This is a genomic window from Reinekea sp. (assembly GCF_046710285.1).
Lineage (GTDB): Bacteria > Pseudomonadota > Gammaproteobacteria > Pseudomonadales > Natronospirillaceae > Reinekea.
Genome location: NZ_JBKEGY010000005.1, coordinates 1 through 23,411 on the forward strand (window position 1 = coordinate 1; position 23,411 = coordinate 23,411).

The following is a 23,411-nucleotide window of genomic DNA, read 5'->3' on the forward strand; positions in this document are numbered from 1 at the left end:
AAGTTACTGATAGAAAGCCGCAATGCGCTTGACGAGTTAACACGCATAACAGGTGTGGGTTCTATTTATCCATTCCAACGCTAGTTAAGCTACGGGTTGTTACGGGCCACCCAAAGGGTTTGTTTTTAACAAGTCGTTCAAGCACATCCATGTGTCACTCCACAGCGAGATCCCTCTCGCTGAGGCTTGTTAAAAATAAACCCTTTGGGTAACCCTTATTTCGTGGAGGGGTTATAGCTGTGATTCTAAGTGGGTACAAATTAAGAGCCCACGCACTGATAGACTCTTTCGAAAATAAAGTTTATTCAACAATTCGAGTTGTCACTTGATTTTTGCCCTGCGATTTACTGTCGTAACAGGCAATGTCTGCCTCACGAAGCAGGCGAGAGAAACCTATATTCTTATCTGCTTTAAATACTAAGCCAATGCTACTCGTCACTTTTTGGACTTCATCTTGGCTATTGATCTGACGAGCTATATCAGTGCATATTTCATTGGCAATTCGTTGCGCTATAGATATGTCATCTAACGCAAGAAGAACGACAAATTCATCACCCCCTAAACGTGCAGCGACATCATCATTACGAATGTATGTACGAATAGTGTTGGCGGCGGTAATGAGCGCATCATCTCCAGCTTCATGACCATGGGTATCATTGAGCGACTTAAAGTTATCTAAATCTATAAACATCATCGCCAAACCATGATTAGTAGTTGCGACCATTTGTTCAAATTGCTGCTCGAATTCGCTTCGATTAAATAGGCCAACTAACGGATCATGGGTTGCACGGTATTTCATTGAATAGGTTAGTTCAAAATTCATTTTCATCGTTGAGCAAGTTTGATCAGAAGCTCTCTCAACAACCAGTAGAAATAAGATCATCAAGCCCGACATGACTTTGTAATCGGACTCTGGCTGAAAAAATAGTACCAGCATTGTACTGACAATGATGGTCACAGAAAATAATCGGAACGTGAGTTTATCAACACCATGGGTCGCTACGGCTGCAGAAGTCACACCAACAACAATAAACATGATGATAACCTGGAAGGTAGGCGCGACTTTTACAAAAAATAGGTAAACTAAGGCGGTATAAAGCAGTCCAGATAAAAAGGTTAATATTCGGTAGCTATTTAACCAAAATACATAATCAATATTTTCAGTCTTCTGATGAAACTGATGTAAGTGAATTAAACGCACAAAAGCGAGCAACACGCCGAAGATTATCCAGCTAATATACTTTAGATCAGAAAACACCAGTTCAGCCTGAGAATAGCTAAAGACCATCAAGACAATAATACTGCTTATAATAGAAAAGGCGGCATTCGATAGTAAGAACTGTACTTTAGTTTTTAACAGCCAATGCGACTGCTCATCCAAATTTTTTTCCACAATATTTATATTTATTAGAGCTTAGTGTCAGTTTAGCTCAAATTTTCAATTTGAATAGTAAAGAAAGAGCCAACATTACATTTCGGCTCTTTCTTCCTAATTTTTTACTTTACCTACCCATTAAGGGTGAGTGCATTGCGCTACCCAGCCATTGTCGATATTAAAACAACCATCAGCATCTCGGAAAAGGTCGGCGGTTTGATTGCCTGCGCCATCATTAAATATTAAATTGGCCGCAGCCACACCCTCTTCAAAGGTATAGCTGAACCAACCGTCTCCCAGAGACGTCATCCCAACACCTGGCCAGGCCACCGCGGGGGCTGGTGCAGAGTTCCAATGGTATATATTGATACTCTCAGCCCAACCCGCAGGTTGTTCAAAGTACAGCGTCAACTGAACTTGAGGCAAATCACAGCTCTCAGTCCAAGTGTTACTCGCTATATCGTAGCAACCATCACCTTCTCGATAGAGATTTTCAGTTTGCGTGCCGCTACCGTCATTAAAAATGATATTAGCCGCCGTTGTTCCTTCTGAAAATTCATAGCTGTACCAGCCTTCACCCAAATCTGTCATGGCGATTCCTGGCCACTCTGGGCTCGGTGTTGTCGCTGCCTCCCAAAAATACACATTCACGGTTGACCAGCTATCTGGCTTTTTGAAGTACACTTTAAAACCGGGTTCAACTTCACTGACAAAGTCGGAACTCACCGTTAGTGATTCATCGTACACATAGTTGAAGCTATAGTTTGCCGACTCTACAGCCGATAAATTTATGTTGGCACCCGACGCTATGACGGGTTCTGCAACATCAAGATCTACTTGGCCGTCTACAATCACACGCTCCCAAGACCAATCATCATTGGCAAGCTTAAAGTTGTAACTGCCTGCCGCTAAAGGCAGTGTCGTGGTGTAGCTATTGTCGCCCATATAGGTAAGCGCATCGGTGCTACTCCAACCGTTCATATCGCCTTTAACATAGAGCGTCTCACCAACAGGCCCCAACTCTTGGTCAATAAAGTGCAGAATAACGGGTTGGCCGTCTAGCTCTGTCGATATCAAATAGAAGCTATATAAAGCCGTTTCCGGAAAGTTATGCGTTAAATTGCCTGGGTTAGAGCCAAGAACAAGCCCGTTCGCGGTAACCTGCCCACCAATATTCACCGGCGACCAATTACTATCCGCGTACTTAAACTCAACATCGCCTTGATCAACAACACGCGTAAGTTTATAGGTTTGATTCCCCACATAGGTCATTGCATCTGCACTCCAGCCGTTAAGACCACCGCGCACATTTATATCCTCTCCATAAGGTGCCGGCGCCATTGGGGCTAACGGTAATTCAACTGCAGACAAACCGGTATCGTTGTCTTGGTTATCTACTTTGCCACTGTTATTGATAAATAAGGAGGCATCTAAACCACCCTCGGCATTCTCGCTAGAAAGCGCAACAATGGTTGAACGACCAATCTGCACCGGCTTATCAATGGCAAAGGTATCATCGGTTTTATCGACAAAGTAAAGCAACTGGCTATCACTATCTTCATTCCATGAGAACGAAAAGCTATTGTTTATTGCTCTAATTGGACCTTGTAAGCCACCGTTTTGATCTGCAACATATAAATAATCTCGTTGATTCCCATTTTCGTAATCAACGACGACAGATTCGGGCACTCGGGAGTCTATGACCAATGAAACTTGCTGCTGAGTTGCTTTACTCCGGCCATTCTCAAGCGTGGCGCGAACAATGACATTGGTTCCATCAGCAAGATCATCAGTATGCCAAAACAACTGATAAGGCGCCGTTCGATCCGTTGCTAATAATTCAAAGCTAGAACCATTATTCAAAGAAACCTCAAAGGTGGCTTCGTAGGTTGGCAATATGGTTAACGGCTCCATGAGCTCAAGTGCAATATCAACGCGACCGGCAACGGCCGAACCATCACCAACTCCCTCAATGGTGAACTCAGATTTAGGCGACCACTTTGCTGCCTGAGACGCCTGATAGATGACAAAATCAAAAGGTGCGACATCAATGGTGATATTGCCTGCGTTGTCACGTTTTAATGTATCTTCACCGACAATGGGGAAATATTTTGCTGCACTGGCTTCTAGCGTTAAAGAACGTGAACTGGCTTCAGAGTTAAACACAACCATGTATTCACGCTGGCTTTCATCAACACGAGAGAACGCATACAAACCACCATCCGTTTCAGAATATCGATTAATATGTTCACCATAGCGTAAGCCTTCATGTTGCTTATAAATATCAGCGTACTCAGAAATTGCTACAAACAGCGGGTGCGTGGGGTCAAAATTATCATCCGCAATACTGGCCGCAGAACCAATCAGGTTATTATCGTTATATTCATCAACCAATGAAGGGAACATATCTTCGCGAGCATCTTTATCGCCACCGTCACCGGTAAAGCCCTGCTCATCACCGTAGTAGATGACCGGGATGCCACGAGCAAAAAACATAAACGCATTAAACAATTTTGCGCGCGCTAGCTTTTCATCGTCAGTGGCATTGGGTTGGCTGTTTTGAATAAACATCCCAATACGGCCCATATCGTGATTACCACCGAAGTTCATCAGCAAAGACGCATCTGAATCGGCATCGGAGTAAACATCGTCTTGAGCAAACAAGGTGGCAAGCGCTTGTGAACTGCCATTACCTGCGAATACAGAGCTGGCCGCGCCTTGGATACCGAAATCTAACACCGAGGGTAACTTGCCCACCGTGGTAAATTGGCTCAAATACTGAGGGTTACCATCGTAGACCTCGCCAAACATAAAGAAGTTAGGAATACCTTCGCTTTTTGCATGCTCGATAATCGCAGGCGAGAACTCTTGCCAAAACTCAATATTGACATGCTTCACCGTATCAATACGGAAGCCATCTGGCTTAAACTCCGAGACGATATTTTTAAAAATATCGATCATGCCGGTCACAACTTCAGGCTGATGTGTGTCTAAATCATCAAGGCCGCTAAAATCGCCATATTCAGAGTTTTCACCCGAAAAAGTAGAATCACCCTGATTATTATAGTATTGAGTGTCATTTAGCCAAGCAGGCACCTTAACGTTTTCCATCCCCTCAGGAATAAACGGCGTTAAACCATTACCCGCCGCCTTTTCAGCTAACGAAACATAGCTGCACGGCTCGCCATTACTGGTACCATCGGCGTTATGGCATTCTTCATATTTAATGACATCGGCCGTATGGTTCGTAATGATGTCAAAGTAGACCTTCATGTTTCGATCATGCGCCGCATCGATCAACGACTGCAGATCATCATTACTGCCCAAGTGTGGATCGATCTGGGTGAAATCAAGCGTCCAATAACCGTGATACGCCGCACTATCACCCTGCATAGCCTGATTCTTCAAAATCGGCGTCATCCAAATTGCAGTAATACCTAAATCTTTTAAGTAATCTAAACGAGACTCAAGACCCGCCATATCACCACCGTGATACATGCCCTTATCAAACAGGTCAAAGCCGTGAATCATCTTATCGCCGCCTAGCCCACCCATATCATTACTCAGATCACCATTTTCAAAGCGATCCGGCATAACGAAGTAAAAAACGTCATCACGAACATCGCGTTCTAAGTAAGGGGTTTCGAGAAAACAGCCAGTTAACGCGACAGTAGAGGCTAAAGCACAGCCCACCGCGAGCTTCCGCATCATTGCATTCATATCATCACTCCATCTTTATTGTTTTTAGAAAAGCTATGACCTTGCCGAGACAACATTCCTTCGAGTCAATCCAGCCCAACTTAAGCAGTATAAATTGTAACCAGTTAATGGCATGGTTGAACGTGAGTGGGCAAGGGTTGAAAAGGTGGGGTAGTGGAAAATCGGTTTTGGGCTACGGGCTGCGAGCTTCGGGTAAAGGAAAAACTGATAAACCCGTGAGCTATACCCTGTCAGCGCAGTTTTTCTTGATTTTGCTGAAAGCTGACAGCTTCCGCCGTATCTTTTGACCTTACCCGCAGCCAGCAGCTCGCAGCCTTAAACAAGGCAGTTCAGATGCTGGCGTGGGTGAGGGGGTGAATTTAAAAGTGAATGATTGTTTGAGCGAAGCGAGTTGTTATGGACGGCTGATAAGCTGCAAGTGAAACCGATAGTGGCCATCGCGCCTGCGCAAGCTTCGGTCGCTCCTACGGGTTTGCTATGGGATATTGAGTCTGGGTTTACTTTGTCGTATCAGATGCTGGCGTGGGTGAGGGGGTGAATTTAAAAGTGAATGACTGTTTGAGCGCAGCGAGTTGTTATGAACGGCTTAAATTTACACCGGAATCCAAAAGCCAGCATCGTGCCACCGCATAATAAACACGGTGGCTAACTATCGCGCCTGCGCAAGCTTCGGTCGCTCCTACAGTTTACACCGGAACCCAAAAGCCAGCATCGAGCCACAATAGAATAAAGCTGCAATCAAAAACCCAGAAACAAGTTCAACCTTGTTTCTGGATAAGTGGGCAATTATTTATTTTATTCGCCGTTGTTATTAGGGCCCTCGAGTGAGGATACCGTAAGTAACGATGCCCTCACTTTTTGGCGCGTGATCTTTGTTACGTATTTCTTTGTGAATGTAATCAAGTCCAAGATCTTTGCGCATATGAGCGTTTAAATCGCCAACGTGCATAGTCGGACGCTTGGTTACATTGAATAAAACTTTTATTCGAGCAAAAGCCGTTAGTAAGTTCATTAGTTTTCTCCATTGAGATGAGTAATGAACCGCAAATAAAAAGTGATTTGTAATTTTGGACTTGCAAGATACCAAACCGCTTTTATTCGCGGTTCGGTTTAGCGGTTAAGCTAATTGAATCGCGTTTTTGCTGAATTAATTTCAGGCACGAAGGAGCCCTGACCATTATTTGCGGTCAGCCACATTGCATTGGTGTTTCGATGCATTAAATTCATGTGGTACTACTCCAAGTAACGCGATAATTCGCTGGTATATATGTTGACAAAGCCAACGAGAGATAGAATAACAAGCTGAGCGATTCTGGCAAGCCTTCAACTACAAAAATTTCGAACAATATTAAATTATGTGATCGGTCTTACAATTAATCTGAGCACCGGCTTTAACAAATGAACCTATGACAGATGAATGCTAGGCCTATCGGTAAAAATCACCTCATTGATTGGCACTTGTAATAGCCCAAAACCAACGTAATATCATGCTACACTTTGGGTTTTACTAAGCGGGTGCATTCATGCTGTATACCTACCCTTCCAATAAACTTGAAAACCTTGTTTTGGTGCTCGATGAATTATTGAAAGTTCCTCATGATCAGCCGCTGCAACCCGACACAATACTCGTGCAACACCCTGGTATGCAGCATTGGTTGAGCATGGCGTTAGCTAACTTACCCAGCCGCCAACTGTGCATGAATGCGGTCTATCCATTACCGGTACGTTATTTTTGGGATTTGATCCGCAACATTCTTGGGCCAGATATTGTCCCGGATAGATCAGTTTATAGCCGAGAAATATTAGCTTGGCGTATTTATCATTTGCTGGGTACGCAAGCGATTATTGACCAACCTATCATGGCAGAGCCGACTCGCTATTGGCAAAAGCAACTCAGTAATTCGCAGGCGAATCGCCGTTTTCAACTCAGTGAACAAATAGCTGACTTGTTTGAGCAATACTTAATGTTTCGACCCGACTGGATAGAACAATGGGAAGCGGGTGAAACGCCTCATTGGCAAGCTTACCTGTGGCAACAACTTGTCGCTCAAGATGCAAAGCACCCACTTGTTTTAATGAAAGCCGCCAGCCAAAAAATACAAGTACCTGCTGAACCCCTACCCAGTACTTTCTATGTTTTTGGGATAAACGCCCTCGCACCCATTTGGTTGGAGTTTTTAACTGACGTGACCAACAAAGCGGGCGTTGATATTCACCTGCTCTATTTAAACCCCAGTGATGACTATTGGGACGGCCTTGTATCGGAAAAGCAGCAAGCTAAAGCCCGTGCAAAATGGATTCACCAAGCCTCAGAAGATGAAGAGCTCGCCACGTTAACCGAAGTAGGCAACCCACTACTGTCAAGTTTAGGCCGCCAAGGACAAACCTTTGTTCGTATGTTATCTGATAAAGCCCATTTTGATATTCCCGCCTTTAGCGAACCAGAAGGTGAAACATTTTTATCAAGACTGCAACGCGATATTCTAACCTTGAATGACGCTCGTGAATTACCAATAGCCAATGCGATTGACGATACCATCACCATTGCCAGCGCACACAGTGCCTTCCGTGAAGTCCAAGGCCTGCACGATTGGCTGCTGCACCAATTTAATAACGATGCCAGCTTAACACCCAAAGATGTATTGGTGATGTGCCCGAATGTTGAAGATTACGCACCCTTTGTGCAAGCTGTCTTCGCACGCAGTTTTGCCCAACTTGATGACTCCGTACCACCATTGCCCTGTTCTATTGCTGACCGAAACCTAAAAGATTCGGACCCTACCGTCGCTGCTTTTTTACAATTGTTACAACTACCCGATGCTCGCTTTGAAGTGAACCAATTAATGAGCTGGCTACGTGTTCCCGCGATTGCCGATAAATTTACGCTGTCGGCCAATGATCTCGCTATCATTCAACAATGGTTAGAACTGGCGCACGTCCACTGGGGTTTAAATGCACAGCACAAACAACAATGGGTGAAAGGCGAACAGACAGATCATTTTACTTGGCAACAAGGGCTCGACCGCCTGTTGCTGGGTTTTGCTTACGCCGATGAGAATATCTTTATAAATGACACACTATTGCTGCCTCCGGTAGAAGGCGCGCAGGCACAGCTTTTGGGTAAGCTGATTCAAATTATCGAGCAACTGCAAAATGCACGTGGTGCCTTAGCGAAACCAAGAACACCAACACAATGGCAAAAATACTTAATTGATCAATTACAAATTGCTTTGTTATCAAGCGATGATATTTTTGCTCGCAGCAACCATTACATTTTAACCGCGGTCAATGATTTTACCGAATACGCCAACAAAGCCAACCTTGTCGACGAGTTAATCCCTTTATCTGTCGTGCGCTCCGTGCTCGAAAATGCCTTTGCCAGCGCAGAACAAACCGGTAGCCAATTTATGACCGGCCAAATTACCGTTTGCTCAATGGTACCAATGCGTTCTATTCCGTTTAAAGTGGTCGCCATTTTAGGTTTAAACGATGGTGAGTTCCCACGCGCGCGACCGCCTTTGGGATTTGATTTAATGGCACATACGCCAGCCCGTTTGGGTGACCGGTCTCGACGTGGCGATGACCGCTACTTATTTTTAGAAGCTATTCTGTCTTCGCGACATGCCTTGTATTTAAGCTATCAAGGTTTTGACATCAGTAAAAATGAAGCGCAACCGCCTTCGCTGGTTCTTGATGAGCTAATCGACTACCTAAAGCAAGGTTACCAATTCAGTGAAGACCATATTCATCAATTACCCTTGCAGCCGTATCACTGGCGTAACTACCAAGGCAAGTTCGCTTCCTTTGACCCCAATTGGTTAGCGGTAGCACAGCAGCAAGAAGCTGATGAAAAATCAAACCAGCTAGCCCCAGTTGAACTCGAAAAACAATGGCAGGTGAAACAGTGGATCGCTTATTTTAGCCACCCAGCCAAATACTTTGCTGAGCAACGGTTAGGTTTGTATTTTAATACCTATGATGAAAACAACCTTGAAGATAACGAACCCTTTAGCTTATCGCATTTAGATCGTTACTTTATTCAGGCGCAGACCATCGAACAGGCACTCTTTAACGCTCACGATGACTCTGCTCCAAGTATTTACCAGCTTAAATTAGCAGCTAGCGAAATACCCACACATGCACTCGTGAAAGATGAAATAGCCAACTGGCAACAACAAGCCGTTGAGTTCACAACATTATTGAAAAGCCTTGGCGCAGACACCATTGAAAAGGTTCACCATGTAACAACAACGGACCCTTTTACAGTAAGCGCCGACTTACCCATGACCCGCAGTAAACAACTACTGTTTTGGCGGCTGGCAAATTGTAAAGGCAAAGACTTGGCAACCTTATGGATGAATCACTTGGTCGCCAATAACTTACAACCTACAGAAACAATCGGCTTGTTCCGTGGACCAAAAGATACCTATGAGTTAATTCGTTGCGAACCGTTAACACAATCACCGAATACATTACTCAACCATTTCTATAATTTACTAAAGGCAGGTCACCAAACCGCCTACTTTATTAATGCTGACCTTGCCCTAAGTATATGTCGTGGAAAATTTGATGAACGCAGCTTCGCAAATGATTGGCAAAGCGGATTCAACGCCCAAGGCTATGTTTACGACCCTTATATTTATCACTTTTGGCAGCAGCGACCAAATTTTGAAGCCACTGAACAAGCGGTTCTCGATGCTTATGGCAGCCTGATAGATTGCACATCAATAGAGAAAATTGAAAGCAGCCAGCTCAACGTGGAGGATGTGTAATGGAAATTCTCGATAGCACCACCCTGCCACTGCAAGGCTCACACCTAATAGAAGCAAGTGCAGGCACCGGTAAAACGCATAATATATTACGCATCTATTTGCGTTTACTGGTCGAAAAAAAGCTACCCGTCGATAAAATATTAGTGATGACTTTTACCAAAGCAGCGACCGCTGAACTGCGCAACCGATTGAATCACTTTTTACGTCTAGCCCATGCAACTTGGTTAACCAGTGAAGATATAGACATTAAAGCGCTTAGCCAAAGGGTGCCCGAAAAACAAGCCAAGCTGATACTCGAAAACGCCATACTGCAACTCGATGAAGCAGCTATTTATACCATTCATGGTTTTTGTAAGCGCGCCTTAACCCAACATGCGTTCTTTAGCGGTATTAGCTTTAATGCGAATATGGAAGCCGACACCAGCGAACTAACATTGGCAGCGGCACAAGATTGGTATCGCGAATTTCAATCTGATGATCGCTTTGAAATACTTTATGAAGCCTGGCCTACGCCTCAATCCTTTATCAATCATTGGTCCAATGCCATTCAAGCCAGCGAACCACTGCCCAAGCCGGTAATGCATGACTTAGATCAGCTTGTTCAAGGGCTTGCGACCAGTTGGCAAGATGAACGAACCGCTTTTGATAAACATAACTTGAGCGGTAGTCGTGCAAAGCCGGAAACCAAAGCCCTGAACCAATCTGATATCGATACTCTCGATGCCATTTGTGAGGGCAAACTATCACCGAACCAAGCTTACTTTGCCAGCGATACCGTTAAGCGCTGTTTCAATACCGACAAGAAAAAAATAGCTATGCCAACGGCCATTGCATTGGTGCAAGCCATACAGAGTAACGAGAAAGCAACGTTAATTCTTATCGCCTTAGGCGGCGTCGAGTTTATTCAAGCGCACATTAATAAAAACAAAGACCGACTCGATCAGCTTGATTTTAATGACCTAATTATTCAGCTTAAACAAGGTCTGGTCGGTGACAACGGCGAAGAACTAGCCAAAGCCTTACGTGAACAGTTCCCAGCTGCGTTAGTCGATGAGTTTCAAGACACAGACCCTGATCAGTACACCATTTTAAAAGAAATATATAAGCAAACTGATGAGTCATTTGTTTGTATGATTGGCGACCCTAAACAGGCCATTTATGGTTTCCGGGGTGGGGATGTATTTGCTTATTTACAAGCAGGCCAACATGTTAAGCATCGTTGGACCATGAACACCAACTATCGCTCTAGCCCATCGGTGATTGAAGGCTGTAATAAAATATTTTTAGGCGACCAAGCCGATCTCAATACCGACACCTTTGGCTTTGGTATTGATTATCGTCAAGTATTACCCGCACCGAAAAAAACTAACCCTATTGCTAGTGACGCAAGCACTCGCAGCCCTGTGCAATGGGTAAACTTAGTACCCGACTCTGATAAACCTGCAACTAAGGCCTTTCAATCGGTCATTGCCGATTGGTGTATCGCAGAAATTATCAACCTAGTCAGCACCGTAACGCTTGATACTAAACCGGTTGTTCCGGGTGATATTGCCCTATTGGTTCGCGGCTATCATGAAGCAGAGCTACTGCAAACCAAGTTACAAGCTGCGGGTTTAAATTCGGTTTACCTCAGTGCCCGTGCCAACGTATTGCAGTCTAACGAAGCAGCCTCATTATTCAGTTTGCTCACGGGTATCTGGCAGTTTGAAAACGACCGCAAGTTTATAGCGGCACTGGCCAGTGATTGGATAAAACTCTCTGACTATGAACTCGATCAAATTCAACAAAATGAACACTTTTGGGCAAGGTGGCAAGCGCAGTTTGAACAATGGCGTGAAGATTGGCAGCAACGCGGCCTTATGAGCATGCTGCTGAGTATTATGCAAAAGCATTTTAAGTCGACACAGTCAGATACAGATCGACAATTAACAAATATGATTCACTTGTCAGAGCTGTTGCAACAAGAAAGTAGTCAGTACAAAACACCCGATGCTTTGCTACATTGGTTTAGCCAAGCTCGCGAACAAGAAAGCAGTAGCTATGCACAACAGCTACGCTTAGAAAGCGACGATGACTTAATTAAAATAGTCACCATGCACGGAGCGAAAGGTTTGGAATATCCGATCGTCTTTATTCCTTTTTCTGCTTATCATGCAAAACCTAAAAAAGCACCGGCGCTGTATCGCTACCACGATAGAAGCACATTCGAAGCCAAGCTAACGGTCACCCCAACCGATGAGCAAATTTACTTTACCGCCGAAGAAGATAAAGCCGAACGCATTCGCCTTTTCTATGTCGCCGCTACGCGCGCTATTAATCGGCTGTATGTTTGTGTGGCTTCTTTTGCTTCGTTTTCAGATTCTGCGATCGCCGCAACGTTAAAATGCCAAACGTTCGAAACCGAAGAAATTACTGGTAAAGTTTCAGCCCAACAACATGCGAGCGTGCTTACCGTTAGTGAGCCTGAAGTAATACCTCGCGCCATAGCGACTGAACAAAGCGTACCTACATCAACACCACAAAAATTTAACGGCCATATTGAACGTGATTGGTGGTTAAGCTCTTTCTCTGCGCTCACGCGTCACGTAAATCATAGCGGCCATAGCACGCCCGACCGAGATGACATAGAGAAGGTTGAAACCCGACCCGAAGACTTACCATTACGCTTTCGCTTAACAAAAGGTGCCGAAGCAGGTAACTTATTACACGATGCATTTGAACATGCAGACTTCACCGCACCCGATACCCTATTGCTCTATCAACAAGCGAAAGATCGCTACAGCAGCCTAGCTGAAAGCTTCGAACACGATGAGTTTGCCGACTGGCTGAATGACATGCTCAAAGCACCCTTTACCCATGGCGGCTCATTGGCAGAATTAACCAACGCCCAAACCCTACGAGAAAGTGAGTTTTATTTCCCGATGAAAGGCGCACCCGTTAGTCAACTTGCAGGCATCGTCAGCCAAAACCGAGGCTACGACGTTCAGCTCCCCGATAGACACAAACTCAAAGGCATGATGCATGGCTTTATTGATTTAATTTTTGAATACGAGGGCAAGTACTTCGTTGCCGATTATAAATCAACTCATCTGGGCGATCAGTTAAGTGATTATAGTGTCAGCGCCATGCAACAAAACGTTCAAGATGCCTATTATGATGTGCAGTATTTACTCTACGCATTGGCACTGCACCGCTATTTAAAATTGCGCTTACCTAACTACAGTTTTGAAAAGCATTTTGGTGGCGTGTACTATTTTTATTTGCGCGGCATGAGCGCAACGACTTCAACGGGCGTTTACTTTGATGCGCTATCAAGCGAAATTTTACAAGCACTCGATGCGGTTTTCAGCCACCAGGGCAATGAGGAGCTGATTTAAATGGATACAAGAACCTCACCCTTCCAGCCGATAGACATTGCCTTAGCAAAACGTATCGGTGAATGGCATGACACTGAAGACGCTTTATTGTTGCAAACAGTTTTAGCCACCAGCTTTGCGCTGCAACAAGGGCATACCTGCTTATCACTTGAAGATTGCCTCAGCGAATCACCTTATAACGAGATGAACCAATTTGGTTATGAAGAATTTCCGAAGGTTTCCGAATGGCTCACAAAGCTACAAGCCTTTGACCTCAGTGCAACCGGGACATCGCCTATTGTTTTACACAATAAACGTGTTTACTTGCGTCGATACTTTCAATTTGAAACCGAACTTGTCACGTTTTATGCCCAGCGGCGACTAGAACGCCACACCCTCTCAAACAAACAAGTTAAACAAGCAAGTATTTATTTAGACCAGTACTTCCCTCGCTCTGAGCAAATTGATTGGCAACGTGCCGCCGCAATCAACGCCCTATATTCGTCACTCAATATTATTACTGGCGGACCAGGCACCGGCAAAACCCATACCGTGACTCGAATACTGGCAACGCTTGCTGGCATCTCTGAACAAAAACCGATTATTAAACTCGCCGCGCCCACCGGCAAAGCAGCACAACGCCTAGCAGAATCAATCCGGCAAGCAAAGCAGTCAATGCAGCTGGATATGTTGACCAGTGACGCCATTCCCAATGAAGCCTACACCTTGCATCGATTACTGGGCGTTATTCCCAATTCAATTCACTTTCGTCATAACGAGAACAACCCAATTGACGCTGATATTTTACTAATCGATGAAGCCTCAATGATTGACCTCCCGTTAATGACCCGTCTGGTTCGCGCTATTAAACCCAACACACGACTCATTATTTTAGGCGATGCCGATCAGTTACCTTCAGTGGCCGCAGGCAGTGTATTAACCGATTTAATTGAACGCCCGCACCCTGGTTACAGTGTCGAACGCATTAAGCAGCTAAAAGAACTCGGCATAAATATCGAGAGCCGCCCAGCCACAAGTGAATTAACCTCCCGCAACGACCTAACAGAACTTTCATTCAGCCGTCGCTTTGCTGGCGGCAGTGGCATCGGCAAACTCGCGAGCTGCGTGATCAACGGCGAGGCAAAGCCTAGCATTCAATTATTTGAATCTGAAGATGATTTAGAGTGGCTACCCAATACCCCCATTCAAAAAGTATTGCGCGAATGGACCAGCAAGTATTATCGAGACATAGCCAAACAACCATCACTAGCAGAAGCCTTTGAACAGCTAAAACAATTCCGAATTCTTTGCGCCCATCGCGAAGGCGATTTAGGCGTAGAAGCCATCAATGAGTTCATCCTCAATCTACTCAACCACAATCGAACACCTTTTTACCAAGGCCAGCCGATTATGGTGACGCAAAACCATTACGGCTTAAAACTATTCAATGGCGATATTGGCTTAGTCTGGCCGAACGAACATGGCCAATTAATGGTCTGGTTCGAAGCAGAGAAAGAACCCAGAGCCATAACCCCAGGACGCCTGCCCAGCCATGAAACAGTCTATGCCATGACTATTCATAAAACCCAAGGCTCAGAGTTTTCACACGTTGCCATGGTACTACCAGAAAACACCTCAGCAATCGTCACCCGAGAACTAATTTACACCGGCCTAACTCGAGCCAAAACAGCCTTTACCTTAATGGCTAACGAACTGGTATGGAAAAAAGGCATTACCAGCCAAGTCACCCGCTGGGCAGGTTTATCGAATCGATTAAACATTCACGAGGAAGAAAAATGAAATTCCAATTTGTAGAACAATTCACCGTCCGCGATTACGAATGCGACTCACAAGGCATCGTCAATAATGCGGTCTATCTAAACTACTTAGAGCATGCCCGTCATGTCTTCATGCTAACGAAAGGCGTAGATGTTCCCGCACTGGCAAAACAAGGCCTCGACTTAGTCGTCATACGCGCAGAGCTGGATTACAAAAAATCTTTAGTGAGCAACGACAAGTTTTACGTAGGCATAAACTTCTCAATGAAAGACAGAGTCCGCTTCCAATTTCACCAATCTATATTTCGCAGTCACGATGATGCATTAATGGTCGAAGCCGTTGTGTTAGGAACGGGCGTAAACGAACGCGGCCGCCCGAAAGTACCTAGGGAGATTGTGGAGAAGTTGATGTCTTGAACGAAGGTAAAGCTGTCAGCGAAATGAGGAGATGTTCTGGGCTGCGGGCTGCGGGCTGCGGGTAAAAAAATAACTGACTAAACCCGGGAACCATACTCTGCCAACGTACTATTTCTTTGCTTTTTCTGAAAGCTGACAGCTAACAGCTGAAAGCTTTTTTATCTTTCGCCCTCACCCGCAGCCAGAAGCCCGCAGCCAATAACCGATTTTACTGTCCCCCAAAGCGATACCCTAGGGCAACCCCAAACAAATGGCTGATCGAATTGGCATCCTTCGTTTGACCTATGTGCTTATCGAAACCATAACGTCCAGTTAGAACAATTGTATCAAAAACAACCTTTATGGCTTGGACTTCAACGCCAATACTGTTGGTACTTAATGCTAATAGCTGTTGCCGATACTGACCTAACTTAGCCGTTGCCAAAACCGCATAGCTAACGTCTGAATATTTTTCAGACTCAAAAGAGGCACCCAAACCCATAGCCGCGGCATAAACAGGAGTGGAGAAATCAGGCCACTCGTTTTGCCCTAAGACGGTCAGCTCAGATTGAAAAACTAAACCTTTGCCATCTTGTAAGGGTTTATTCAGAAGGTAGAGCGCATTGTAGCCTTGTAGCGTTTGTGAGGTATCAAATGCATCTTTCGTAAACTGATAAGAAGCCCCAACTGATACGGCCGCAGTTGATTGCGATGTTGAACGCTTGACCACTACCGGCTTTTTAGCTTCAACCTGCGGGGTTGCTCCGGTCGTCTCTTGCTTAGATTCTCCTAGCGCAAATTGATTTAAACATGCACTGGCATTTGCAGATAAAAAGTCACTCAGAACTTTACCGTTATTAGCAGAGAAAGCGGCCAGCTGCTGAGACTTCTTCGCATCGTCAAACCTGCATTGATCTTCAATAACGACTTTCGCTTTTTTAGCATCTATTACCGACAATTGGTAAGTACCACTTGGATAAAAACGCGAGCGTGATTGATCAGGGACCAAGGTAAGCTGCACAAGCCTTACATCCAACACATAACGCCCTTTTTTAAGGGCACGCTGCAAGTAGTCTGGAGATATATTTCGAATCGTACCTTTAGCAATAAAGCGAACTTGATATTTTTTTTGATAGTATTGCGCCAAACTCGAAACAATGGCGCTGCTTGAGTCGGCAAGCGTTATTGACTGAGATAAACTCCTATTACCCTGATGCAGATTAGCGACAGTTGCTTGATCTGCCTCTGGCACTAAACTCAAAACGGTGTTGGCGGAGTTGTTTGCTGTAAACAACAGGCTGAAATCAACCACCTTAGCGCCATTTGAAAGCACAAAGTCTTCACCCGCTAATTTAGCAAGCTTATCACTATTAGATTTATTACCGGTTAGCGCACAGCCTTGAACTAGTATTGTAAAAGCAATGACAACAACTAACTTAGAACTGAATAACTTCAACCATTTACCTTTCACTGATCAACCCCTTAAAAAGTTAGCAGCACAAGGCTTAATTGAATAGAACTAATATCTTCAGAAACGTCTGGGTCAGGGTCAATTGCAATTTCTTTAAACGTTAGCGACTGAAGCGAGACTTCAACTGAAAGTCGCTCTGTAATGCCCTTGCCAAAACCAAGCATGTAGCCAAAGCCCGTTGCCATTTCTGCGGTAGAAAAGCGATTCTTCATTGCTAGGCCAGCGCCAGCTTTTAGGTAGGTATTATAAAAACCAATAGGAGAGTAGGTGGTATTTATGCCAAGTAGCCCCGAGGTGACCACCATTGAACCGGCATCAACATACCAATTATGGCTGACCATAACGGCGACTCTATATTCACTGTTAAAGCTATAGCCGGTAGATAAATGCGTGTGTATCGGCAGAGTGGTCAGCCCACCCGTTAACTGATCGTTTTTAATTTGTTCTTCAATATATATAGGCGACAGACCTATTCCGACGGAATAGCTCGGACCTTGCTGGTCGGCTTTGGCAGTGGGTACAAGCAAAAGAAGTGTTGTAAAAAGGGCTAAACAGACAATCCATGTTTTCATAATAAAGGGCGTTACTTAAGAGTTTCCATTGCCCCATACCCTATTCTCATGCCTATATCACGTCAACCACTGTTTAAAGATTTTCTAAAGCAGTCAGCAATATCATTAAATGTAATTAGCCAGCTTGATAGAAAAGGGAATTATCTTGCAGGTTTTGCACTTGGGCAAGCGAATGATTAACTATGTCGCGTGTGGTTAAACCACATTTACCACATTGTGATGCTGTTCCTAAGATTGCATTGACTTCTCTCAAGCTAGACGCGCCATTAGCAACAACCTGTCTAATTTGGCTATCTGTTACACCGCGGCATAAGCATACGTACATATTGGCAAACCTAAGAAAAGTTAAGATGTACGGATATTAAACCAAATGACACTCATTCTCAATAGAGAATAAGTGTCATTTCAATGAAATCTACAATTGAGACTGAATATAGTTACCAAGCCCAATTTTTTCGATCAACCCAAGCTGCTTTTCTAACCACCAGGCGTGGTCTACTTCAGTATCATCAAGCAGTTTTTCAAGTATTTCACGAGTGTGATAATCTTGCTCTACTTCGCATAACTTAATGGTATCGACAAGCGCAGTGCGAACTTCGTATTCAACTTGAAGGTCATTATTGAGCATATCAGGTACGGTTTGGCCTATCTTAAGGGGTTGCCTTGTAACCATATCGGGGAAGCCCTCCAAAAACAGAATTCGCTCAATAAGTGCCTTTGCATGGCCTTTTTCATCATCAAATTCATGCGAGATACGCTCGTATAGCTTTGTTATGCCCCAGTCCGCATACATCTCAGAGTGTATAAAATATTGATCCATTGCAGTCAATTCTAGAGCTAAGACTGTATTTAACGCCTCGATAATTTTATTATTACCTTTCATATCTGCTCTCCTTCCTAATTTGAAGCCATTTGGGATTGTAAGTAATTTTGAATGCCCGAATGTTGAATTAAATATTGTTGCGATTCTATCCAGTCTACATAGTCTTCCTCATAGCCTAAGATGTCCTCAAGCAGTTCGCGCGAGACATAGTCACCTTCTTGCTCGCATAGGTTGATCGCTGCCTTAAGTGTCACTATATACTCCAATTCGACACTCATATCACAGGCAAGCATTTCCTCGGTATGCTCGCCAATTTTCAATTTTCCCAAGGCTTGTAGGTTCGGCAGCCCCTCTAAAAACAAGATGCGCCCTATCAACGCATCCGCTTGTTTCATGTCTTTAATCGACTTTTTATAAGCCTTTTCATTCAAAGCTTCTAAGCCCCAGTTTTTAAACATGCGGGCGTGCAGGAAAAATTGATTTATTGAGGTGAGCTCATTCATCAAAACTCTATTTAATTCTGTAATAACTAAGCGACTGCCTTGCATTTAGACTTCCCCCTTTCATTAATTGCCTCCAAAATAGGCGAATTTAAAGTATTTTACAAAGAATCCGTTGTTTATCACCTTTAAATGATAATGATTGCTGTTTACATTCAATAGGCATTCTCATATTATGCCGTCGATCTTAAGAAACGGCACAGCGGTATGAGCGCGATATATATACAAGTAAAACAGACAACAACAATTGCACATAAACTACGGCGAATAACCTTTTTCAGCCCTGACTTTACAGCCATCCCTGATTTATTTGCTGGGTTACATATCAAGCTTTTCTTCAAAAAAGAGAATCAACCAGCGCTCACGCTGCCAACGAAAGAAAAGGGCCGAGTGCGATGGCCCGAGCCGCATTTGAAGCCAATTGCTCGCACCTATTCTATTTATCACTTTGACGCGCTCAAAAAAGAACTCACTGTCGATTTCGTACTGCATGATGCCGCCGGTCCTGCCTGTGATTTTGCACGCAACGCGAAAATAGGTGATGAAATAGGCTTCGCAGGGCCCGGCCCGGTGAGTCTTGTGAATCGACAATGTGAGCATTTTATCTTTGCGGCCGATTTGTCAGCCCTACCTGCCATTAGCAGTGTGATCGACTCATTAGGCGCGCAGCCTCACCTTCAGGTGTTTTTAGAATTAGAAGAACCAACTTCAGCTGCCGCATTAATCGCTGAGTACCTGCCTAACCACGCCAAAAACATCACGATTACCCAGCAAACATTTATGCCGACAAACACGCTATTAGACACCGTGATGAGCTCAATTACAGCGCTCAAGATTGAGCAAACCAGCATAACCATTGCGGGTGAGCATGAAAGCGTTGTAACACTACGTGATGCAGTCAGACAGCTTGGCGCACCTAAAGATAATGTATACGCCGTTCCCTATTGGCGGCACAACCAAGATGAAGAAACCTACCACCAAACCCGTCACAATGTGATGGACAGCTAATACTGTCAAATCAAAAGGACAAACCTATGTTAATAAATCCAAAAGCCATTTTAATTAGTTGTTGTGCATTAATGACGTACACCGTTGCAGATACATTAATGGATGCACAGGGTAAATTTGAAATAAATAAAACGCCAAAAACTATTGTCACCTTTGACCTAGCGCCGCTTGATACTTTCGATACGCTAGGCGTCAAAGTTACTGGCGTTACTAAGCCACACACCATCGGCTACTTATCTAAATTCAAATCTGATGATTACACCGATGTTGGTAGTTTTTTTGAGCCCGATGTTGAGATGACAGCAGCAATTGAGCCCGACCTAATTGTGTTGGGTCCGAGAACTGCTAATTTTAAAGACCAATTTTCTGACATTGCGCCAACGTTCGATTCTTCTGTTTGGGGCGAAGGGTTTTTAGACCAGTTCTATACCATGACAGAAACACTAGCAACCTTAGTCGATAAAGAAGCCGAAGCACAAGTAAAACTCGACAACATTAAAACTAAGGTAAATGAAATACAAGCAGCCGCACCTTCAGCGGGAACAGTACTCTATATACTAACTAATGGCGGTAAAGTCTCTGCATTCGGTCCTGGCTCACGTTACGGCTGGGTTCATGATGACTTAGGTCTCATTCCAGCAGTCGACGATGTCGAAGAAGCCACTCATGGCGAGCCAATTTCATTTGAATTCATCAAAGACGCGAACCCTGACTGGCTTATTGTTTTAGATCGTGATTCTGCCATTGGTACTGGCGAAGGTGGTGCACAAGCACTACTCGACAATGAAATAATAAAGTCGATGGACCTTTATAAGAACGACCAAATAATTTATGTTGATGGTGTGTCTTGGTATCTAGTTTCTTACGGTCTAACCGCTGTGAACACTGCCGTCAGCCAAATACACAGCGCCATTGTTAAATAGTCGATAAATGTTACGTATAACCTTTGCAGTCTTACTGGTCATAGCGCTGGCTATGATCAGTTTGTTTATAGGTGTCATAGACATTACGGCGAGTGATGAAAACTTTGCCATGCTAACCTTGACGCGCATCCCGAGAACCATTGCCGTCTTACTCACTGGCATGTCGCTCGCTGTTGCCGGTGTTATTATGCAAATACTAGCTCGCAACAAGTTTGTCGAACCAACAACAACCGGCACAGTCGAGTGGGCAACGCTCGGTATTTTGCTGATTATTATCTACGCACCTCACGCTAGTATGATGACCAAACTGATTGTGGCGTCTTTGTTTTCCGTTATCGGCTCCGCAAGTTTTCTATTTTTATTAAGCCGAATAAAATTACGTTCTACTGTCATTGTGCCACTCGTTGGTATTATTTATGGCGGTATCATTTCATCAATTGTGATGTTTATAGCCTTTAAATACGACCTAGTGCAATCCATCTGGACCTGGGTTCAAGGCGACTTTTCGATGATATTAAAAGGTCGTTACGAGCTCCTTTGGATCAGCGCCCTCTTATGTGTTCTCGCTTATATGACCGCTAACCAATTTACCCTTGTCGGTCTCGGTAAAAGCATGTCAACTAACTTGGGGCTGAACTATAAATGGTATATGGCTTGGGGGGTTTTAATAGTCTCGCTGATTTCAGGCATTACCGTGGTAACCGCCGGTATTATTCCGTTTCTGGGTTTGGTTATTCCTAACTTAGTCAGTGCGGTACTTGGAGATAGCTTAAAGAAAACACTACCCTGGATTGCAATACTAGGCGCATTACTGGTACTCGTTTGCGATATAGCCGCCCGTGTTATTCGCTTCCCCTATGAGATTCCTATCGGGATTATCATGGGCGTTATTGGCAGTCTAATCTTTTTATCCTTTATCATGAAAGCCAACAAACGCTATGCATAAACACCCAATGACAATCGGTCAACTCATACGATCGCCGGCGATGCGGCTCCTCTTTCTAATCACGTTATTGATCATTGCTATTGCGTTGTACTTAACGTGGGACATGAAAGCAAGCTTAGCTTTTACTTTAAAATATCGCAGTAAAAAACTAGCGACCCTACTCATTGTTGGAACGGCGGTAGCCATCTCTACCGTTTTATTTCAAACCTTAACGGAGAATAAAATTCTAACGCCGGGTATTATGGGCTTTGATTCATTGTATGTCTTAGTTCAAGGGCTCTTGGTTCTAACGTTGGGAGTTTCTGGGTTCAACTCATTCAACCCCTATGTTAAATGGGTCGCCGAAACCAGTTTAATGATTGCTTGTACGGCTCTACTCTACCGAATGTTCTTTCGGCAAAGTAGTCAATCTTTGCAGTTTTTATTATTGGCAGGGATTGTATTGGGCATTTTATTTAGCAGCGCCAGCGGCCTTGTTTTTAGGCTACTCGATCCGACGGAATTCAGTGTTTTACAAGATTCATTGTTTGCAAGCTTTAGCATGGTCGATCCTACGATGCTGGCTATATCAATTGTCGTCATCGCTACGCTAGTGTTTTATATTTGGCGAAAACATGCCATTTTGGATGTCATGCTGTTAGGGCGTCATTGCGCAACCAACTTAGGCGTTAACCTGAATCGAATGACAAAAGAGCTACTAGTCATCGTGGCGATACTCGTTAGCGTTTCAACCGCCCTTGTTGGGCCGATAACCTTTTTTGGCCTACTGGTTGCTCACCTCGCTTATCGACTAGCCGCTACCTACCAACATAAATTTTTATTACCCTCCGCTGCTTTACTAGGCATGCTGGTATTAGTCGTGGGTGACTTTAGCTTGCAACATATTTTCAGCTTCAGTACTCAGCTGAGTATTATTATTGAATTGTTTGGCGGAATTTGTTTTCTGGCCCTCATTATGTATCGAGAAAAAACATGATAGAACTCAAAAACATTTGTTTGTCTTATGATCGGTCGCCTGTACTAAAAGACATTAACATATCCTTGAAAGATCGCGGCCTAACCTCCATAATCGGCCCAAACGGAGCAGGGAAGTCTTCACTGCTATCCGTTGCTAGCGCTCAAGTAGATGCATCCGAAGGCAGTATTACATTTGATGGACAACCCCTTGCGTCTATTCCAAGAGAAGTATTATCAACGCAATTAGCCTACCTTCGTCAAGACAATCAAATAGGTGCACGCATATCTGTTTTAGACTTAATATGCTTTGGGCGCTTTCCTTATCATCGTGGCCGACCAAGCACAGATGATTGGAAAAAAATTAACGACACTGTAGAGTATTTTCAGCTTGGTGAAATTCAACATCGATATTTGGATCAACTTTCAGGAGGGCAGCGTCAGCGCGCTTTTATTGCCATGGTATGGGCCCAAGACACACAATACATATTCTTAGACGAGCCGCTGAACAATCTAGACATGAAGCACAGCGCCAGCATTATGAAATATCTAAAGCAGGCCAGTTACGATTTTAAAAAGAGCATTGTGGTTGTATTGCACGACATTAATTTTGCCTCGCATTACAGCGATGAGATAATTGCCATGCGCAATGGCCAAATTTACCAATCGGGCACATCGAATACAATCATGAACAGTGAATGCTTATCCCCGCTCTATGACATGCCGATTCAGATGGCGAATGTTGAAAACACGCCAGTGTGTTTATATTTTAAATAAGTAGCTGCACTACAATAGTATGGATCCGATATTAGACATG

17 protein-coding genes are annotated in these 23,411 nt (G+C 44.1%); 9 read left to right on the top strand and 8 right to left on the bottom strand.

From position 1 onward, the window contains the following. Nucleotides 1–301: 301 nt before the first annotated feature. The 3 genes from ACI882_RS05040 to ACI882_RS05050 all read right to left on the bottom strand — a co-directional run bounded on the left by ACI882_RS05040 (nucleotide 302) and on the right by ACI882_RS05050 (nucleotide 6,107). Nucleotides 302–1,381, bottom strand: coding sequence for a GGDEF domain-containing protein (locus ACI882_RS05040; protein WP_411743051.1), 1,080 nt, complete (start codon nucleotides 1,379–1,381; stop codon nucleotides 302–304). Nucleotides 1,382–1,513: 132 nt separating this feature from the next. Beyond that, the gene (locus tag ACI882_RS05045; RefSeq protein ID WP_411743052.1) at nucleotides 1,514–5,095 is read right to left on the bottom strand and encodes an alpha-amylase family glycosyl hydrolase; all 3,582 of its coding nucleotides are present in this window, start codon (nucleotides 5,093–5,095) and stop codon (nucleotides 1,514–1,516) included. An 811-nt stretch (nucleotides 5,096–5,906) separates the two neighbouring features. Continuing rightward, nucleotides 5,907–6,107 (bottom strand): hypothetical protein, encoded by a 201-nt coding sequence (locus ACI882_RS05050; RefSeq protein ID WP_411743053.1) that lies wholly within the window; start codon nucleotides 6,105–6,107, stop codon nucleotides 5,907–5,909. A 511-nt stretch (nucleotides 6,108–6,618) separates the two neighbouring features. On the opposite strand from ACI882_RS05050, the gene recC reads away from it, so the two are divergent. The 4 genes from recC to ACI882_RS05070 are packed head-to-tail and all read left to right on the top strand — an operon-like array spanning nucleotide 6,619 to nucleotide 15,418. Then, the gene (gene recC, locus ACI882_RS05055; protein WP_411743054.1) at nucleotides 6,619–9,867 is read left to right on the top strand and encodes an exodeoxyribonuclease V subunit gamma; all 3,249 of its coding nucleotides are present in this window, start codon (nucleotides 6,619–6,621) and stop codon (nucleotides 9,865–9,867) included. Continuing rightward, complete coding sequence (gene recB, locus ACI882_RS05060; protein ID WP_411746313.1) at nucleotides 9,867–13,244, top strand: exodeoxyribonuclease V subunit beta; 3,378 nt, start codon at nucleotides 9,867–9,869, stop codon at nucleotides 13,242–13,244. Before recC ends, recB begins: the two co-directional genes overlap by 1 nt. After that, a complete protein-coding gene (gene recD / locus ACI882_RS05065; RefSeq protein ID WP_411746312.1) occupies nucleotides 13,245–15,023 on the top strand; it encodes an exodeoxyribonuclease V subunit alpha in 1,779 nt (592 codons plus the stop codon). Continuing rightward, nucleotides 15,020–15,418: an acyl-CoA thioesterase gene (locus ACI882_RS05070; RefSeq protein WP_411746134.1), complete on the top strand. Its 399-nt coding sequence runs from the start codon at nucleotides 15,020–15,022 to the stop codon at nucleotides 15,416–15,418. The genes recD and ACI882_RS05070 overlap by 4 nt, the downstream gene beginning before the upstream one ends. A 208-nt stretch (nucleotides 15,419–15,626) precedes the next feature. On the opposite strand, the gene ACI882_RS05075 is transcribed toward ACI882_RS05070, so the two are convergent. The 5 genes from ACI882_RS05075 to bfr (ACI882_RS05095) form a co-directional block, all read right to left on the bottom strand. Next, the gene (locus ACI882_RS05075) at nucleotides 15,627–16,868 is read right to left on the bottom strand and encodes a hypothetical protein (protein ID WP_411746133.1); all 1,242 of its coding nucleotides are present in this window, start codon (nucleotides 16,866–16,868) and stop codon (nucleotides 15,627–15,629) included. Nucleotides 16,869–16,879: 11 nt separating this feature from the next. After that, nucleotides 16,880–17,440, bottom strand: a complete 561-nt coding sequence (locus ACI882_RS05080; protein ID WP_411746132.1) for a hypothetical protein — start codon at nucleotides 17,438–17,440, stop codon at nucleotides 16,880–16,882. 115 nt (nucleotides 17,441–17,555) lie between these two features. Further along, nucleotides 17,556–17,765, bottom strand: a complete 210-nt coding sequence (locus ACI882_RS05085; RefSeq protein ID WP_411746131.1) for a bacterioferritin-associated ferredoxin — start codon at nucleotides 17,763–17,765, stop codon at nucleotides 17,556–17,558. Nucleotides 17,766–17,855: 90 nt separating this feature from the next. After that, entirely contained in the window at nucleotides 17,856–18,323 is a 468-nt protein-coding gene (gene bfr, locus ACI882_RS05090; RefSeq protein ID WP_411745971.1) for a bacterioferritin, read from the bottom strand. A gap of 14 nt (nucleotides 18,324–18,337) precedes the next feature. After that, nucleotides 18,338–18,811, bottom strand: a complete 474-nt coding sequence (gene bfr / locus ACI882_RS05095; RefSeq protein ID WP_411745970.1) for a bacterioferritin — start codon at nucleotides 18,809–18,811, stop codon at nucleotides 18,338–18,340. Between the two features lie 159 nt (nucleotides 18,812–18,970). Between bfr (ACI882_RS05095) and ACI882_RS05100 the strand changes: the two genes are divergently transcribed. From ACI882_RS05100 to ACI882_RS05120, 5 genes are read left to right on the top strand one after another with little or no spacing between them, the layout of a single operon-like run. Continuing rightward, a complete protein-coding gene (locus ACI882_RS05100) occupies nucleotides 18,971–19,771 on the top strand; it encodes a siderophore-interacting protein (protein ID WP_411745969.1) in 801 nt (266 codons plus the stop codon). A gap of 26 nt (nucleotides 19,772–19,797) precedes the next feature. Further along, nucleotides 19,798–20,694, top strand: coding sequence for a siderophore ABC transporter substrate-binding protein (locus ACI882_RS05105; RefSeq protein ID WP_411745968.1), 897 nt, complete (start codon nucleotides 19,798–19,800; stop codon nucleotides 20,692–20,694). Between the two features lie 7 nt (nucleotides 20,695–20,701). Next, nucleotides 20,702–21,640, top strand: coding sequence for an ABC transporter permease (locus ACI882_RS05110; RefSeq protein WP_411745967.1), 939 nt, complete (start codon nucleotides 20,702–20,704; stop codon nucleotides 21,638–21,640). Continuing rightward, complete coding sequence (locus ACI882_RS05115) at nucleotides 21,633–22,616, top strand: iron chelate uptake ABC transporter family permease subunit (protein ID WP_411746311.1); 984 nt, start codon at nucleotides 21,633–21,635, stop codon at nucleotides 22,614–22,616. The genes ACI882_RS05110 and ACI882_RS05115 overlap by 8 nt, the downstream gene beginning before the upstream one ends. Then, a complete protein-coding gene (locus ACI882_RS05120) occupies nucleotides 22,613–23,371 on the top strand; it encodes an ABC transporter ATP-binding protein (protein WP_411746310.1) in 759 nt (252 codons plus the stop codon). The genes ACI882_RS05115 and ACI882_RS05120 overlap by 4 nt, the downstream gene beginning before the upstream one ends. Nucleotides 23,372–23,411: the final 40 nt, after the last annotated feature.

Excerpts from the sequence above, each read along its gene's own strand:
- recC (WP_411743054.1), top strand. The coding sequence starts at position 6,619 with ATGCTGTATACCTACCCTTCCAATAAACTTGAAAACCTTGTTTTGGTG.
- ACI882_RS05100 (WP_411745969.1), top strand. The coding sequence starts at position 18,971 with ATGAGCGCGATATATATACAAGTAAAACAGACAACAACAATTGCACAT.
- recB (WP_411746313.1), top strand. The coding sequence starts at position 9,867 with ATGGAAATTCTCGATAGCACCACCCTGCCACTGCAAGGCTCACACCTA.
- ACI882_RS05080 (WP_411746132.1), bottom strand. The coding sequence starts at position 17,440 with ATGAAAACATGGATTGTCTGTTTAGCCCTTTTTACAACACTTCTTTTG.
- ACI882_RS05120 (WP_411746310.1), top strand. The coding sequence starts at position 22,613 with ATGATAGAACTCAAAAACATTTGTTTGTCTTATGATCGGTCGCCTGTA.
- ACI882_RS05085 (WP_411746131.1), bottom strand. The coding sequence starts at position 17,765 with ATGTACGTATGCTTATGCCGCGGTGTAACAGATAGCCAAATTAGACAG.
- ACI882_RS05105 (WP_411745968.1), top strand. The coding sequence starts at position 19,798 with ATGTTAATAAATCCAAAAGCCATTTTAATTAGTTGTTGTGCATTAATG.
- ACI882_RS05045 (WP_411743052.1), bottom strand. The coding sequence starts at position 5,095 with ATGAATGCAATGATGCGGAAGCTCGCGGTGGGCTGTGCTTTAGCCTCT.
- ACI882_RS05115 (WP_411746311.1), top strand. The coding sequence starts at position 21,633 with ATGCATAAACACCCAATGACAATCGGTCAACTCATACGATCGCCGGCG.
- bfr (WP_411745970.1), bottom strand. The coding sequence starts at position 18,811 with ATGCAAGGCAGTCGCTTAGTTATTACAGAATTAAATAGAGTTTTGATG.
- ACI882_RS05050 (WP_411743053.1), bottom strand. The coding sequence starts at position 6,107 with ATGAACTTACTAACGGCTTTTGCTCGAATAAAAGTTTTATTCAATGTA.
- ACI882_RS05070 (WP_411746134.1), top strand. The coding sequence starts at position 15,020 with ATGAAATTCCAATTTGTAGAACAATTCACCGTCCGCGATTACGAATGC.
- ACI882_RS05110 (WP_411745967.1), top strand. The coding sequence starts at position 20,702 with ATGTTACGTATAACCTTTGCAGTCTTACTGGTCATAGCGCTGGCTATG.
- bfr (WP_411745971.1), bottom strand. The coding sequence starts at position 18,323 with ATGAAAGGTAATAATAAAATTATCGAGGCGTTAAATACAGTCTTAGCT.
- recD (WP_411746312.1), top strand. The coding sequence starts at position 13,245 with ATGGATACAAGAACCTCACCCTTCCAGCCGATAGACATTGCCTTAGCA.